The sequence below is a fragment of the Acetobacterium paludosum genome, from assembly GCF_008086595.1.
Lineage (GTDB): Bacteria > Bacillota > Clostridia > Eubacteriales > Eubacteriaceae > Acetobacterium > Acetobacterium paludosum.
In genome coordinates this window covers 44,314-59,182 of record NZ_RXYA01000002.1, presented here as the reverse complement: position 1 = coordinate 59,182, position 14,869 = coordinate 44,314, and the positions used below count along the sequence as shown (strand labels likewise).

The 14,869-nt window shown below is 42.2% G+C and carries 15 protein-coding genes; 13 read left to right on the top strand and 2 right to left on the bottom strand.

Annotation, left to right across the window (positions count from 1 at the left end; translation table 11 throughout):
• Positions 1–33 precede the first annotated feature (33 nt).
• Entirely contained in the window at positions 34–579 is a 546-nt protein-coding gene (locus FZC41_RS02315; protein WP_148565781.1) for a DUF6155 family protein, read from the top strand.
• 120 nt (positions 580–699) lie between these two features.
• On the top strand, positions 700–1,257 hold the full coding sequence (locus FZC41_RS02310; RefSeq protein WP_148565780.1) for a 3'-5' exonuclease family protein: 558 nt from the start codon (positions 700–702) through the stop codon (positions 1,255–1,257).
• Between the two features lie 92 nt (positions 1,258–1,349).
• Here the strand turns inward: FZC41_RS02310 and FZC41_RS02305 are convergent, their stop codons facing one another.
• The gene (locus FZC41_RS02305; RefSeq protein ID WP_148565779.1) at positions 1,350–2,348 is read right to left on the bottom strand and encodes a GIY-YIG nuclease family protein; all 999 of its coding nucleotides are present in this window, start codon (positions 2,346–2,348) and stop codon (positions 1,350–1,352) included.
• Between the two features lie 220 nt (positions 2,349–2,568).
• Between FZC41_RS02305 and FZC41_RS02300 the strand changes: the two genes are divergently transcribed.
• Positions 2,569–3,564 (top strand): prenyltransferase/squalene oxidase repeat-containing protein, encoded by a 996-nt coding sequence (locus tag FZC41_RS02300; protein ID WP_148565778.1) that lies wholly within the window; start codon positions 2,569–2,571, stop codon positions 3,562–3,564.
• On the opposite strand, the gene FZC41_RS02295 is transcribed toward FZC41_RS02300, so the two are convergent.
• Entirely contained in the window at positions 3,556–3,771 is a 216-nt protein-coding gene (locus tag FZC41_RS02295; protein WP_243136638.1) for a methyltransferase family protein, read from the bottom strand. The genes FZC41_RS02300 and FZC41_RS02295 overlap by 9 nt on opposite strands.
• 389 nt (positions 3,772–4,160) lie before the next feature.
• Between FZC41_RS02295 and FZC41_RS17485 the strand changes: the two genes are divergently transcribed.
• The 10 genes from FZC41_RS17485 (at position 4,161) to FZC41_RS02250 (ending at position 14,823) form a co-directional block, all read left to right on the top strand.
• Entirely contained in the window at positions 4,161–4,307 is a 147-nt protein-coding gene (locus FZC41_RS17485; protein WP_186855131.1) for a type 1 glutamine amidotransferase family protein, read from the top strand.
• A gap of 880 nt (positions 4,308–5,187) precedes the next feature.
• The gene (locus tag FZC41_RS02285; RefSeq protein WP_148565777.1) at positions 5,188–6,435 is read left to right on the top strand and encodes an Ig domain-containing protein; all 1,248 of its coding nucleotides are present in this window, start codon (positions 5,188–5,190) and stop codon (positions 6,433–6,435) included.
• Between the two features lie 191 nt (positions 6,436–6,626).
• Complete coding sequence (locus FZC41_RS02280) at positions 6,627–8,075, top strand: Ig domain-containing protein (protein ID WP_148565776.1); 1,449 nt, start codon at positions 6,627–6,629, stop codon at positions 8,073–8,075.
• Positions 8,076–8,467: 392 nt separating this feature from the next.
• Positions 8,468–8,704, top strand: coding sequence for a hypothetical protein (locus FZC41_RS02275; RefSeq protein WP_148565775.1), 237 nt, complete (start codon positions 8,468–8,470; stop codon positions 8,702–8,704).
• Positions 8,694–9,167 carry a GNAT family N-acetyltransferase gene (locus FZC41_RS02270; RefSeq protein WP_170253811.1) on the top strand — a complete coding sequence of 158 codons (474 nt, stop codon included), beginning with the start codon at positions 8,694–8,696 and terminating at the stop codon, positions 9,165–9,167. Before FZC41_RS02275 ends, FZC41_RS02270 begins: the two co-directional genes overlap by 11 nt.
• A 37-nt stretch (positions 9,168–9,204) precedes the next feature.
• Positions 9,205–9,363: a hypothetical protein gene (locus FZC41_RS17185; protein ID WP_170253810.1), complete on the top strand. Its 159-nt coding sequence runs from the start codon at positions 9,205–9,207 to the stop codon at positions 9,361–9,363.
• Positions 9,364–9,471: 108 nt separating this feature from the next.
• Positions 9,472–10,761 (top strand): HD domain-containing phosphohydrolase, encoded by a 1,290-nt coding sequence (locus FZC41_RS02265; RefSeq protein ID WP_148565773.1) that lies wholly within the window; start codon positions 9,472–9,474, stop codon positions 10,759–10,761.
• Positions 10,762–11,071: 310 nt separating this feature from the next.
• The gene (locus tag FZC41_RS02260) at positions 11,072–12,457 is read left to right on the top strand and encodes a uridine kinase family protein (protein WP_148565772.1); all 1,386 of its coding nucleotides are present in this window, start codon (positions 11,072–11,074) and stop codon (positions 12,455–12,457) included.
• A gap of 191 nt (positions 12,458–12,648) precedes the next feature.
• Positions 12,649–13,212 (top strand): putative quinol monooxygenase, encoded by a 564-nt coding sequence (locus FZC41_RS17770; RefSeq protein ID WP_311135819.1) that lies wholly within the window; start codon positions 12,649–12,651, stop codon positions 13,210–13,212.
• A 153-nt stretch (positions 13,213–13,365) separates the two neighbouring features.
• Entirely contained in the window at positions 13,366–14,823 is a 1,458-nt protein-coding gene (locus FZC41_RS02250; protein ID WP_148565770.1) for an amino acid permease, read from the top strand.
• The last annotated feature ends 46 nt before the right edge of the window (positions 14,824–14,869 follow it).

Below are 14,869 nucleotides of genomic sequence, written 5' to 3'. Positions count from 1 at the left end.
TTACTTATCAAAAAAAGAAATAAGGAGATTCAGATGATTAAACCGCTGAAAATAACAGATTTAAAAAAAGAATTATATAAGCTTGATCCGAAACAACTTGTAGAAATCATCGCCAATCTATATAAAAACGATGAAAAGGCGAAAGATATTTTGTGTGTTAGATTTATGGGAGAAGCGTATAAAAACGAATTACTAACAAAGTACAAAATAAAAATGCATGATATCTTTTTTTCTCGATTTACACAAACAATACCCTCTTTGAAATCGGCCAAGGCATTAATCACGGATATCAAAAATATCGGCGATGATGAGATGGGTCTTGAATTGATGCTTTACTATGTCGAGTGTGGAAATGAATTTACTAATGCCTATGGTGATATTGATGGCCCATTTTACTATAGTCTTACTGGTATGTATGCACAATTCGTAAACAAATTGAATGCCAAAAGTATGGTAACCTATTTAAAATATCAGGAAAGAATCAATGATTTAATCGCAAGCTCTTCTCATATCGGTTGGGGATATGGTGATTATCTAGCGGAGAAGTCACTTGAAATTGAATGGTTAGAAGAAGTATAAATTCAAGGCGTAAATTCTATATATTGTTTGAACTGGAAATTTCAAAGGAATATACGATCTACTCTGCCGCGACGATTATAACTGACGGTGGCTGGCGCAATTAAACTTAAGGAGAAAATGATGAATAGATTCGCCGTAATTGACACGGAGACAACTTGGGATGATGCGGTTATGTCCGTTGGGCTTGTCATAGCCGATTCGGTGACCTTCGAGTTGGTCGATAAACGATATTACATACTCACGCCGTTCAAGGATCACGGCGGGATGTACACTTACGCCCTATATGCCAACGGCATCAAGCCTGACCTTGAGTGTTCACGGAAAAAGGCAATGGCTGAATTGCGGCATTTTCTTTCAGAGCATGAGACCACTGCGATGTTTGCTTACAACGCTGCGTTTGACTACCGTCATCTGCCAGAATTAAGCCATCTTACCTGGTATGACATTATGAAGGTGGCAGCATATCGACAGCATAATCCCAGAATACCTGATTGTGCCGAATGCTATGGCACCGGCAGATTGAAGCGCGGTTACGGCGTGGAGAGCGTATACCGGATGTTAAGTGCGGAGTTGGCATACTGCGAGTTGCACAATGCGCTGACTGATGCGATGGACGAGTTGATGATTATGAAGTTACTTGACCACGAAATCGGTAAATACGCGATGGCGAGGATCTGAGTATGAACATATTAAATAAGGTATCATTCAACGATTAGCGGAGTGAGAAACCTGGGTCTGAGACTAACTTATACACCGGGAGATTATCATTATTAGAATTGAAGCCTCTTTTCATTATGACCGAGGCACTCTGGAAAGTTGATTTGTTTTAAAATCCACTCATCCGGCAGCGACTGTATTTCAGAAAACAGGATAGTTTGAAAATCCATTGCGGTTTTTTCATCCCAGGCGGTCGTTCTGGAAGCGGTCAGTCGGGAACCTGCATCTAAAAAGGCCGCTAACTCTGGTTGGGTCAGAATCGGAAAATGCTTTTTTAACACAATTTTGCCTTTTGAAATGAAAAAGAGTTTTTCACCATCCCCAACGGGTATTTTTAAAACCAATTCGCTAGTGATAAGGCGCTTGAAATCATGAAGAAGATGGGTGATATAAGTCAGGCTTTTGATCAGGTCCCGATAGGTGGTGGCTCTTTCATAATTGAATTGGGCTGATTCACCAGCCATGCACTGCTGCAATTGATTAATGAAGTTTTGCAGCTTGAGGTCATCTGAAAAAATCTGCTGCAAGCTTTTTTGGGTGGCCATAAAATCTGCCCGGTGCAGAGTCACGGGCAGGGGATGGTAGGCAAAATCATAGCTGTTGTCGTTGGAAACCAGCGGATACAGATGGGTTAGCGCAGCCATCAAGGATTGAATCAATTGTTTGTCCCGAAAGGGTCCAAAGGTATCCACCTCTCGCTCCAGAACAATGGACAACAGCTGCGACCGGTCGGCGTTGTTGATTTTCAAATAGAAATATTTCCGGTCATTTTTCATCTGGGTATTGAAATATGGTTTGATTTCTTTGATCAGCTGACATTCCAGCAAGCAGGCTTCCAGATGGGTATCCGTAACCGTATAATCGATATCGGCAATAAAAAAGATCATTTTTTCGATCTTTGCCTGTTTGGGGGCTTTTGTGAAATAAGAATGCACTCTTTTTTTCAGACACTTGCTTTTTCCCACATAAATAATGCGCCCGGTTGAATCAAGCATTTTATAGATTCCCGGCAGGGCCGGGATCTGATCCAGTTTGTTTTTTAGCTTATTCAAGATTTCCTCTCATTTCTGCTTCGTTTCACATACGGATTTTCGGATAAAGTCCCCCGGAAAATCGGCTTTTCATATGGTTTATTCTAACATGAATAGCTTATAAATGGTTTTTAGGTTGTCGCTCGATTTATGGTATACTCACAGATGACATGGGGAGTATAAAAACGTGTTTATATTCCAGGAAAGATCGGACGTGATGCTTAAGAAGAGGAGAAGTAAAATGGAAATTTCAGATCAAATTCTTGATTGGCTGATGGAGAAAAACAATCCGTCGATACGATTTCTGACATTAACTACTTTACTCAACAGACCTTTGACGGATCCGGAGGTCAGGGAAGCAAAACAGAAAATTGGTAAAATTGGCCTTGTTCCTGAAATACTCAGTCAGCAAAACGAAGATGGGTCCTTCGGGACCCCGGAACGGTTCTATCGGGATAAATATAAAGGGACGGCATGGGTTCTGCTGCTTCTGGGTGAACTCTGGGCGGATTCCGACGATCCCAGAATAAAAGGAACCTGTGAATTTATTTTGAATTATTCCCAGGAACCGGAAATGGGTGGATTTTCTTATGACCGGAGCGCAAAGACTGGTCATGGTATACCCAGTGGGGTGGTGCCCTGTCTTACCGGAAATATGGTGTATACATTGATAAGACTGGGCTATCTTGAGGATAGTCGGGTTCAAAAAGCCATTGAATGGATTATCCGCTTTCAACGGACAGATGATGGCGTTTCGCAGGAACCCCGGGATCCAATCTATCAACGATATAAAATGTGTTGGGGACAGCACACCTGTCATATGGGGGTTGCCAAAACATTAAAGGCACTGGCGGCCATTCCCCCGGAGAAACGAACCCGGGAACAGTCGGTAAAAATTAACGAGCTCACCGACTATTTTCTCATCCACCATCTTTACCGGAAGAGCCATCAGTTGGATCAGGTTGCCCGTCCGGGATGGCTGAAGCTGGGGTTTCCGCTGATGTATCAGACCGATATTCTCGAGCTGACGGAAATTTTTGCCGAGTTAGGGATTAAAGATCCAAGACTGGATGATGCCATCGAGATCATTGCAAATAAACCATTAAAAGAGGGGATGTGGAAACTTGAAAACTCATTTAATGGAAAAATGTTGGTAACCGTCGAAAAAAAGGGTCAGCCTTCCAAATGGATCACCCTAAAGGCACTGAAAGTTTTAAAGACATACAGTTTAAAATAGAAAAGGTATCAATGCCCATGATCGCTTCATATATTGGTCGAACTCGTCGCCAAATTCTAATAACAAAAATTTTTGTTCCTTATTTATTTTAAGAATATATAGAATCAAAATAATACCAAAAGCCAATAATGAAGCCAGGGTTCCAAATATTATAAAGGTAGCAAAAAAACCACAAATGATTCCAGTATAAATAGGATTTCTGATCAATAACAGCTGAACCCTACAACTACCTGTTTATATCCTGAAAGAGCTGTCCAACACCGATTTGGTGAATCATCCTGAATTGATTGATCAGTTTCTTCCCTGGTCTAAAACACTTTCATCGGATTGATATAAAACCAATTGATAAACATAGATTTACGAGTCCTGCTCCTTCTGGAGTTGGGCTTTTTTTTTTATAAATAGGTGCCTACAGTTTGACACATGCGTCGAACAAATAGTAGGAACAAATGAGAAAGGGATCTGGTGAAATATTACCAACACCAACATGTAAAGGAAGGGAAATTATGAATGTAATTGTTTTTAGCAGAAGGATTTGAAGAAGTGGAAGCCTTAACGGTTGTCGATTATTTAAGAAGCGTCAAGCCGATGCTGTCGTGAGGGACAAAAACATTATCATCTCGCGTGAACCGGGAACAGTAGTGGATTTTGCCCTTGAAATCGTGATGGCTTTAGCTGGCGAGAAAGAGGCCGAGAACTTGAGAAAAAACATCCTCTATGACAAGAAGAAACACACTATTTAGTAGCATCAACTCAGAAATTGTGGGGAAGTGCCCGTTTCCAAAAAGCCTGGTTTTAGTGGATAATTCGTTGGAAATGGTGCTGCTAAGCGTTGGTTGTGTTGTTGTTCTATTTCTTGTATTGGGTTATGAGCTACATTTTCTAAACAAACTTGTATATAATAAATTATCAAAATAACAACTTGTAGAAATCATCGCCAATCTATGCGAAGTGATTGGCTAAGATTTCTGGCTGGGGCCGTGACTAATTTATACGAAAATGCTGAGCGCGAGATTAATGATTAAGTGCACATCCTAAGGGGTGTGCTTTTTCGTTGCATTAAATTCTGGCGGAGTCAGGGAAACTTAATCTAAGGTTACCAAATTGTCCACATTAAAAAGCTCTCACAGGAAAAACCCCATGAAGACTTTTGGTAATTGTATTTAGTTTTAAAATGACTAAAATTTAAAGTTATTTATCAAAAATAACGTTGAGTGACTTCTTTCACGATAGAGCTATTGATTTACAATTAAAAATGACCAGCAATTAACGTTTAAAAGCGTACTAAAGAGACCCAAAACATGCAGAATATGTCGGGAAAACGGTTAATTATGTTGAGGACAGTTATGGCATCGGATGATGTGATACGATTATCAAAAATAAAAAGTTGGTATAAACGGAAAAAGCAAGTCTATTAAATGGTCTGAGAAATTATTGAATAAATTTTTCGGTAAGTAACTCCTTAATAGCGGGAACTTGTTAATAAGGAGAGCGGATCTTTGAGGGGTTGAGGATCGTGAAGGGGGATGATATTAGCATCGATTAAAGAAACAGTCATGGATGAGCTAAAAGCTTTTTTGTGGATTCAAAAAATCAAAATAATATTGAGAAGAGGATATTAAAATGAAAAAAATTTCAGCAAGCTTATTTACAATTATCATGATGCTTCTTATGGTTGGTTCATCAAATGTTTTTGCAAATGATGCGAGTGCGATGGGCGTTGAGTATCGAGCTCATATACAGGATGTTGGCGATTATCCAACTGATGGAACATGGGTTCAGGGTTCAGATCAAATTGGCACCCCCGGGTTAAGCAGAAGAATTGAAGGCGTTAGCATTAAACTGACCGGTGATATTCCCGCCGGCGCTAAGATTGTTTACAATCTTCACATCCAGGACTATGGTTGGATATGTGATGTGAATGATCCATCGACATGGCAAGAAGGACCTAATTTTGCCGGAACGACCCACCAATGCAAACGGATTGAAGCGATCCAAATCAAATTGCTGGATGCTTCTAATCATCAATTAGCGGGATACAGCGTTCAATACAGTGGCCATGTCCAAGATGTTGGGGATGTCGCAATGGTTGCCGATGGCAGCAAACTGGGAACCGAAGGCGCCAGCCAACGTTTAGAGTGTTTATCAGTTGGCATTGTTAAAGTAGCTGACCTTGTTCCTTTCTATGTAGCTTTAGGTGCGGCAGAAGAAATTTATGCGAATAAAGATGACTATACCCCAGCTTCAGTTGCGGCTCTTGAAAAAGCGGTTCATGATAATCCGATAGCCGACTCATTATTTAACCAGGCAGCCGTTGATGCCGCAACAAAAGCCATTAATGAGGCACTGGCTAATGTCATAAAAATAACAAAACAACCAGTCGTTACCCAAATCTCCAGCACACTGACGGTTGATCTCGCTGATGAGTATAATATAGATACCTTAAAAGGAGTATTAGCAAGAGCATTTAAAGCTACTTTAGGTGAAAAAACACCGGATGTTTTTGTAGAAAGTTACGTGTCTGATAATCCATCAGTAACTTCTGGTGAATTAAATCCTGGCACTGCAACAATCGTCATACCTGCAGTTACCGTAACCGGCATTTCTGTAGCCGGTCCATATACGGTAACGCTTAAAGTAACTGATACAACTAATTATGTAGCGCTGCGACCAGCTCTAGCGGCAATTAATGCAGGTGCATATAAGAATACCGCTACTGTTGCCAATTATACCGGTGCTGAAATTACTGGTGTAACAGCCGCTAATCTTACTGATGTCAATGCACAGGTAGCAGCTGACGCAATGTCTAACCTCGGTAGTTTAAACAAATCACAAATTCAAGCATCAGTCAATAAAACACTCAAAATCTAGAAATCTAAACGTATGACCAAGAAAAATCGGGAGGTCGGCTGATCAATTAATGGTCAGCCGACCTCCCTCACCATTTATCGCGACTTTCAGATTATCGCTTCAAAACGTTCTTCCGCGCGGTATGCTTTTTCATAATTTCCCAGTAGGGATTTTAAAAATAAAAATAATAAAGAGAAGATGAGAATATTAAAATGAAAAAGATTTCAGTAAGTGTATTTACAATCATCATGATGCTTCTGATGGTTTTATCATCAAATGTTTTTGCAAATGATGCAAGTGCTATGGGCGTTGAGTATCGAGCGCACATACAGGATGTTGGTAATTATCCAACTGACGGAACATGGGTTCAGGGTTCAAATCAAATTGGCACCCCTGGGTTAAGCAGAAGAATTGAAGGCGTTAGCATTAAACTGACCGGAGAGATTCCCGCCGGCGCTAAAATTGTTTACAATCTTCACATCCAGGACTATGGCTGGATATGTGATGTGAATGATCCATCGACATGGCAAGAAGGACCTAATTTTGCCGGAACAACCCACCAGAGCAAGCGGATTGAAGCGATCCAAATCAAATTGCTGGATGCTTCTAATCAGCAATTAGCTGGATACAGCGTTCAATACAGTGGCCATGTCCAAGATGTTGGGGATGTCGCAATGGTTGCCGATGGCAGCATACTGGGAACCGTCGGCGCCAGCCAACGGTTAGAGTGTTTATCAGTTGGCATCGTTAAAGTAGCTGACTTTGGTTCTTACTACCAAGCTTTAGGTGCGGCAGAAAAAATTATACAGACTAAAGATGATTATACTTCAGATTCAGTTGCAGCTCTTGAAAAAGCGGTCAAGGATCATCCGTTATCTGACTCGTCTACCCAGGCAGCCGTTGATGCAGCAACAAAAGCCATTACTGAAGCTCAGGCTAAGTTAGTAAAAGCAACAACTGATGTAACAGCTCCTGAAATCTCTGAATTAGGGGTAACATTCATAGCAGCAGTTGGTGCTGATGAAGAAACGATTGGTTATACGGTAACAGATGCAGATAGCTATTTTGATTTCGATTCGATCAAGAATATCAATAACTATACATTTGCTGGTGTAGCACTTCCAGCAGGTTCAACGGTAACAACAGATGCCGCAACTGTTGAACAAAAAGAAACAAAAGTAACCATTCACATTCCAGATAGCGCAGTTCTAAAAACAGTTGATGGCGTATTCGCTATTTCTGGTATAAAAGATGTTGATGGCAACGTAAACACAGCAATAACACAAACAGGAAATATTGAGTTAATAGATGATTGTCAGACACCAGAATTAAGTTCAGCAAAAGTTAATCTTGACGGTACAATTACCATTACATTTTCAAAAAGTATTGATTATATTTACCAAGAGGATTTCGAAATATCTGTTTCTAATAATCCTATAAAAGGTACAATAACAGCTGATGGCAGTGATGCAAGCAAACTTGTGTTCACACCAGGTACATTAACTGATATTACAAAGGCACTTCCATGGGCAGTAATCACAATTAAAATAGGTGAAGACCCATCTTCATGGAGTTTTGGTAGACCGAGTACCGGTAGACCGGGTTCCCCTGAGGGTCCTTTTGAAATATGGGGTGGGGTCGAAGTAATTGCAACAAGATAATCTCATGGATTATTAATCCTGTATCACATTTCTTATTTGAGTGAACGAATTGAAAAGCAGTCCAATTGATAAGAGAATATTCTCACATCAATTGGACTGTTTTTTTAAAGTGGTTATTCTTTATTGATATTTGAAAGGCATACCGTTTATATTCTTTGGATCACACCAAAACTGATGCCGTCAACCGCACGATTTATCTGATTGAGATCCCCAGATATTCATTCCGATAACTGCTTAACGATTCCTGCTTTTAGCGGAATTTGATGAATAGTTTAAAAGGTTTTTAGGTTGTCGCTCGATTTATGGTATACTCAAGATGACATAAGGGAGTATAAAAAGTGTTTATATTCCCGGAAGAATCGGACGTGATATTTAATAGGAGGAGAAGTAAAATGGAAATTTCAGATCAGATTCTTGATTGGCTGCTGGATCAGGTTGCCCGTCCGGGATGGCTGAAGCTGGGGTTTCCGCTGATATGTCAGACCGATATTCTTGAGCTGACGGAAATATTTGCCGAGTTAGGGATTAAAGATCCAAGACTGGATGATGCCATCGAGATCATCGCAAATAAACCATTAAAAGATGGGAAGTGGAAACTTAAAAAGGAGACAAAAGGAATTGAAGATTAGAGAAATCGAACAGCAGGATTTAAAAGAAGCGGTCAATTTGGTTAATACTGTTTTTAATGAATTTGTCGCCGGGGGTTATTCCCAGGAAGGACAAAAGACGTTCAGGGATTATTTAGAATTTAAATTAGAAGAACTATCCCAGGATTTAAATAACGGTCATAAAAAAATGTGGGGATTTTATGAAAACGAAAAGATTGTTGGCGTGATCGGGACTCGGGATCGTTTCCACATTTCACTGATGTTTGTTGCCAAAGACCATCATAAGAGAAAGATTGCCACAAAACTTTTTACAACGGTTGTGAATTCCTTAAAAGAAAAAGAAAACAGCGAGAGTTTTGAGATGACCGTGAATTCTTCGCCCTATGCGGTAAAGATTTACGAACACCTTGGCTTTAGGGCAACTGATAACGAGCAGATTAAAAATGGTATCCGCTTTACACCGATGAAAATGATTGTGAAATAATAAGGGCGTTTCGGGTTGGATGGATAAGGAGACTGATATGGATCAAAAAACGGTTAATAACAAGATTATGATTGTAAATGCCGATGGCCTTGTCTTGGGAGCCAGCGCAGCCTGTGCAAATTTACTGGAGAAAGATGTTAAACAGTTAACGAATGTTTATTTTCTTGATTTGGGATTTTGCTTAACCTTAACCTAGTTTTTAGCCTATTTCGAAAAGACCAAACAAGATAAATATTTTGAATTTAAGACGTTTTTTTTAAATCGTGAAAAAGTCCGAATCAGTATTGATATCAATGCGGCGTATGTGGATGCACAGGAAGTGATGATCCTGAATCTCTATTTGGACGAGTCCGTGAAATCGCAAAGAGCTTATCTGGGCCAGCTTTTTTATGATGACGAACCCATCGATGATGAATACTTCCGAAAACAGGCCCAGGCATTTGGCTTTAATGAAGCCGCCTATCTGGATGCCTTGTCCCGGGTGCCGCGTTATACTCATCGTCAGGTTGAAGCGGCGATGAAATTTTATTCCCAGATGGCCAGTTATATTTCTCAGCTCAGTTATACCAACATTAAGATCCATGAGACCATGGATGAACTATATAATGTGATGAACTTCCAAAATGCCTTGATGGATGCGGTTCCCTCGCCGATATTTTATAAAAATAAGGATTTTGTTTACCTCGGCGGCAACAAAGCGTTCCAGCGCATCACTGGACTTTCTCCTTCTGAATATATCGGAAAAACAGCGTCTGAACTCTTCACGGCTGAAATGGCGGATATTTATAATCAAGCCGATGTGGAACTGCTTGTGCAGAAGGAACCACAGGTCCATGAGTTCCAATTGGGGACCCCGTGGGGAGAAAAAAGAGATGTTATTTGCAACAAGGCCATCTTCACCGATCTGACGAGTGAACCGGCCGGGATTATCGGTGTCATTCAGGACATTACCGATATGAAACGAGCGGAGCAGCGTCTTTTGAAGGCCAATGAGGAAATCATTGAAACCCAGAAAGAAGTCATTTATACCCTCGGACAGATCATTGAAACGCGCTCAAAAGAGACTGCGAAACATGTCGTTCGGGTGGCTGAGTATTCCTATCTCATCGGATTGAAACAAGGCTTGCACCAGGATGATGCGATGTTATTGAAAATTGCCGCCCCGATGCACGATATTGGCAAAATCGGCATTCCTGATCACATTTTAACCAAACCGGGCGCATTGTCCCGGGAAGAATTCGACTGCATTAAGACGCATACCACCATTGGTTATGAGATCCTGAAAAAATCGCATCATAAAATTATGAAAATGGCGGGAATCATCGCCTTGAGCCATCATGAGCGGTGGGATGGATCGGGCTATCCCGAGGGGATCATTGGTGAGCAAATCAGTATTTACAGTCGCATTGTGTCGATTGTCGATGTCTTTGATGCGATCTCGCATAAACGCTGTTATAAGGACGCCTGGCCTCTGGAAGAGGCCAAAAACAATATCGTGGAACAAAGCGGAGTGATGTTTGATCCTCGAATCGTTGATTTATTCCTCGAAAACTGGGATGAGATCTTAACCATCAGCGCAGAACACTCGGATTAAATCGCGGCGAATTAATGTGATCAAAGGGACGATGTGAATAATAAGACTTTTTTCATCAGTTTTGGAGTGAATAATCGATCAGAATCGTCTATAATCTGGGTTTCATCCGCTTTAGAAAATTCTGAGCGGTGTTCACTGCTGGATTCCATTCCGGATCTGGTTTTTTTAAAAACGAAAAGAGTGTTTATTTAGGCTGTACGTTATTCTGCAGCGTGACGGTCTCTGTCACTTAAAATATTAAGCCGTCAGAGTTGTTGCATTTCCTAAACAAATTGGTATACAATAACTTAAATAGAAAGAAGGTGGTGCGATGCTGGAAACGCATCTAACTCAAAGCCGTCAGACTTGTAAGCTGGGATTGATCATTGTCATTCGGCAGCTTTTTCCGCAAGAATCCCTTAAAACCGCTTATTCAATTATGGAGGGCGTGTTTTGCCGATTTGCCAATTCGGCAATTTCCATCAGAGAAGTCGCTCAGATTGAAAAGAAACTAAACGAATGGATTTTGGGAAATCCGGAGATTGACTTTTTGAAGCATGCGGGCGGCTACTATTATTATCAGGCCGATGGCGATGTTGTTAAAATGATTTATCCCTGCGAAACCAACGTTAAACAGATCGATCCGTTCAGGGTAATTCCTTATGCCGATGGTTTTATTGTTGACTTTGGAGACATTGGTCGCGAAGTCAACACGCCGCTGATTCCGCCGGATAAACTCTCGGCCATGTATGACAAGACCCAGCAATGGCTAAAAAATATTAATATCGAGTTGCTTAATGATGTTAACAACTATAGCGCCAGCAGCACCAGCCTGAAACTGCTGGGGATGGCCGAAGCCCTGCATGAAAAAGAGATATCCGATATTGCCGTGATGATTCTGCAGCAGAAGCGGGCTCTGCGGGTGCTGCTGATTTCAGGTCCATCCTCTTCGGGGAAGACGACATTTGCGCAACGGTTATCGACCCAATTGAGTGTGAACGGATTAAAGCCGGTTACGCTTTCGATGGATGATTATTTTGTGAACCGGGAAGAGACGCCGCTTACGGAGGACGGCAAGCCCGATTTCGACGGCCTGGAAGCTTTGGATCTTCCCTATTTGCAGCAGCAGCTGGCCGAGCTGATTGAGGGAAAAACGATTGAAACCCCGATCTATGATTTTATAACTGGCTATCGTTCCCCCCAAACCAGGCGGCTGCAAGTTGGACCCGATGAAATACTGGTCGTCGAAGGGATCCATGCCTTGAATCCGGTATTATTTTTGGGGATCAACCGGAACATGCTGTTTAAAGTCTACCTCAGCTCGCTTTTTCAATTAAATTTCGACTTGGAAAACAGAGTGCCGAGTTCTGAAGTGCGGCTGATCAGACGCATCGTCAGAGGCGACCAATTCCGCGGTACCGATCCCGAGGATACCCTGGATCAGTGGAAAAATGTCCGGCGCGGGGAGTATCAAAACGTCTTTAAATTCCAGGAAGAATCGGACGTGATGTTTAATTCGAGCCTTCTTTACGAATTAAATGCACTGCGAACGTTTGCCGACGCCTCCCTTCATAAAATAGCGGATAACAGCCCCTATGCAAAGACCAGAGACCGCCTGCTGAACATTCTATCTTTCTGTGAGCCAATGAATACGGAGAAAGTCCCGTTTAATTCAATATTGCGGGAATTTATCGGCGGCAGCATCTATTTTGACTGATAGGGAACAAAAGGAGGATCGTGTAATTGATAAAGTAGAAACAGGAAAAGAGGAGCCATCATATGAACAGCCAATCAGAATTTAATTCCGAATTTTGTAACGTACGGTATATGGAAAGCGACAACGTGGTCTTGCTGACCTGGAAAAAATTCGCGAGAATCAACGATTACAGGGAGCCGACGCACTTCGCATTGCAGTTACTGCAGCAGCATCCGCAGAGCAATTTTGTTGTTGATGCCAGAAACGGGTTTGAAGACGATCCGGAGGATGTTAAATGGGGTTTTTCCGAGTTGCTTCCCAGTATGGCAAAAACCGACTGTCAATTCGTAATATTGATCATGGAAAAAGCCGCAGCTATTGAAGACGAAATGGATATGTGGACAAAGGAGCTCGGAAAGTACTTTGCGGTTATCAAGGTGCAAAGCTATCAACAGGCGATCCGCCAAATGAAAGACGGCCTGCTTGTCAATGTCCGCTATACCGTCAAGCCGGGGAAACGGAACGCGTTCCTTGAAGAAACCAGCAGGCAGGGCATCATCAGCGAATCCCGGACGGAGCCGGGCAATATCAAATACGAGTATTACATCCCGGTGGAATCGGAAAACGACTTGTTCCTGATGGAAATGTGGGTTAGCAGTGAAGCGCAAGCAGCCCATGGGAAAACAGCGCATTACAAAATGCTGCAGGCATTAAAAGAAGAATATATCACCGCCATCACCATCGAAAAATACCATACCAGCGCGATATCCAACTGACATTGCCAGGTTCACTTAACTTAAAGAGACGATTACAGCCATCGAAACGCGTTTAAATAAATAATAAACCGTTAAAAGAGTGAATCCGATTGGCATTCCGCGAGAGACATGATAAAATACTCGAAGACAAAATTTGAATGGGGGAATTTATAAATGATTGAAAAAGAAAATGTCTCGAATGAAGATCTGCATCGTGGTCTAGAAGAAAGACATATTCAGATGATGGCAATCGGTGGCGCCATTGGAGTTGGACTATTTTTAGGGTCAGCAATAGCCATTAAGACGGCGGGTCCGTCGATTTTATTTTGCTATGCCATTGCCGGCGTTATTTTGTTTTTTATTATGCGCGCGTTGGGCGAAATGGCGGTTGAAAATCCAGTGGCCGGATCATTCAGTGCCTATGCCAGTGAGTTTATCGGTCCGCTGGCTGGTTACTTAACCGGTTGGACATATTGGTTTATGTGGATTGTAACGTGTATGGCCGAGGTGACGGCTGTGGGTATTTATGTTAATTTCTGGTTTCCCAGTGTGCCGCAATGGGCTTCCGCACTGGCTGCGGTTGTTTTATTGACTTTGGTGAACTTAATCGCCGTCAAAGCTTTTGGTGAGTTTGAATTCTGGTTTGCCCTGATCAAAGTGACGACCATTATTGTGATGATTATCCTGGGGATCGTGATGATTACCACGGGCTTTGGTAACGGCGGCGTCCCCATTGGGATTTCGAACTTATGGAATAATGGCGGTTTCTTTCCCAATGGCCTGAAAGGACCGGCCCTAGCGATGGTCATGGTGGCATTTGCTTTCGTGGGCATTGAGCTGATCGGCGTGACCGCCGGCGAAGCTAAAAACCCGGATAAAGTCATCCCCTCAGCGATCAACAAGGTTTTAATCCGGATTCTGATTTTCTATGTCGGTTCCATGTTTGTCATCCTGGCCCTTTATCCCTGGGCGACAATCGGAACGAGCGGCAGCCCCTTTGTGACGACCTTTGTTAAATTTGGCATCGGTGCCGCCGCCGGGATTGTCAATTTCGTCGTCCTGACGGCCGCATTATCTTCCTGCAACAGCGGTATTTTCACGACCGGACGGATGCTCTATAACCTTTCGCTGCAGGGCTCGGCACCAAAAATGTTTGGTAAACTCAGCAAGACTCAAGTTCCCAGCACCGCCATTTTAATTTCGGCTGGTTTCATGCTGATTGGTGTTTTGCTTAATTATGTTGTTCCGGCTAAAGTGTTTGCCTATGTCACCAGTGTGGCAACCTTTGCGGGCGTTTTTTCGTGGTTTATGATTTTGCTCGCCCAAATGAAATATCGTAAAACCCTGACACCTGAACAGGTCAAGAAAATAAAATTTCCGATGAAAGGATACCCTTATAGCAATTACATCAGTATTGTCTTTCTGGTCATTCTGGTCATCATCATGTTCATGAGTCCCGATACGCGCGTGGCCGTTATTGTCGGACCGCTGTGGTTGGGCGTGCTGGTTGCTTATTATTATGGCAACGGCCTTCATAAACGCTCCAGCGTGACGGTGAAAGCGCAGATCCCGGAATTTGAAAAAATTGCAAATCCCGCAACGGCGGTCAATGATGCCAATGAAATGTTATAAAAACACGATTTTGTTTGACCAGCCGCAGGGCCTGGTATCAATCAAT

Bases quoted from the DNA above. Each gene is read 5' to 3' on its own strand.
- FZC41_RS02285 (WP_148565777.1), top strand. From the start codon at position 5,188: ATGAAAAAAATTTCAGCAAGCTTATTTACAATTATCATGATGCTTCTT.
- FZC41_RS02275 (WP_148565775.1), top strand. From the start codon at position 8,468: ATGGAAATTTCAGATCAGATTCTTGATTGGCTGCTGGATCAGGTTGCC.
- FZC41_RS02260 (WP_148565772.1), top strand. From the start codon at position 11,072: ATGCTGGAAACGCATCTAACTCAAAGCCGTCAGACTTGTAAGCTGGGA.
- FZC41_RS02250 (WP_148565770.1), top strand. From the start codon at position 13,366: ATGATTGAAAAAGAAAATGTCTCGAATGAAGATCTGCATCGTGGTCTA.
- FZC41_RS02315 (WP_148565781.1), top strand. From the start codon at position 34: ATGATTAAACCGCTGAAAATAACAGATTTAAAAAAAGAATTATATAAG.
- FZC41_RS02300 (WP_148565778.1), top strand. From the start codon at position 2,569: ATGGAAATTTCAGATCAAATTCTTGATTGGCTGATGGAGAAAAACAAT.
- FZC41_RS02310 (WP_148565780.1), top strand. From the start codon at position 700: ATGAATAGATTCGCCGTAATTGACACGGAGACAACTTGGGATGATGCG.
- FZC41_RS02280 (WP_148565776.1), top strand. From the start codon at position 6,627: ATGAAAAAGATTTCAGTAAGTGTATTTACAATCATCATGATGCTTCTG.
- FZC41_RS17185 (WP_170253810.1), top strand. From the start codon at position 9,205: ATGGATCAAAAAACGGTTAATAACAAGATTATGATTGTAAATGCCGAT.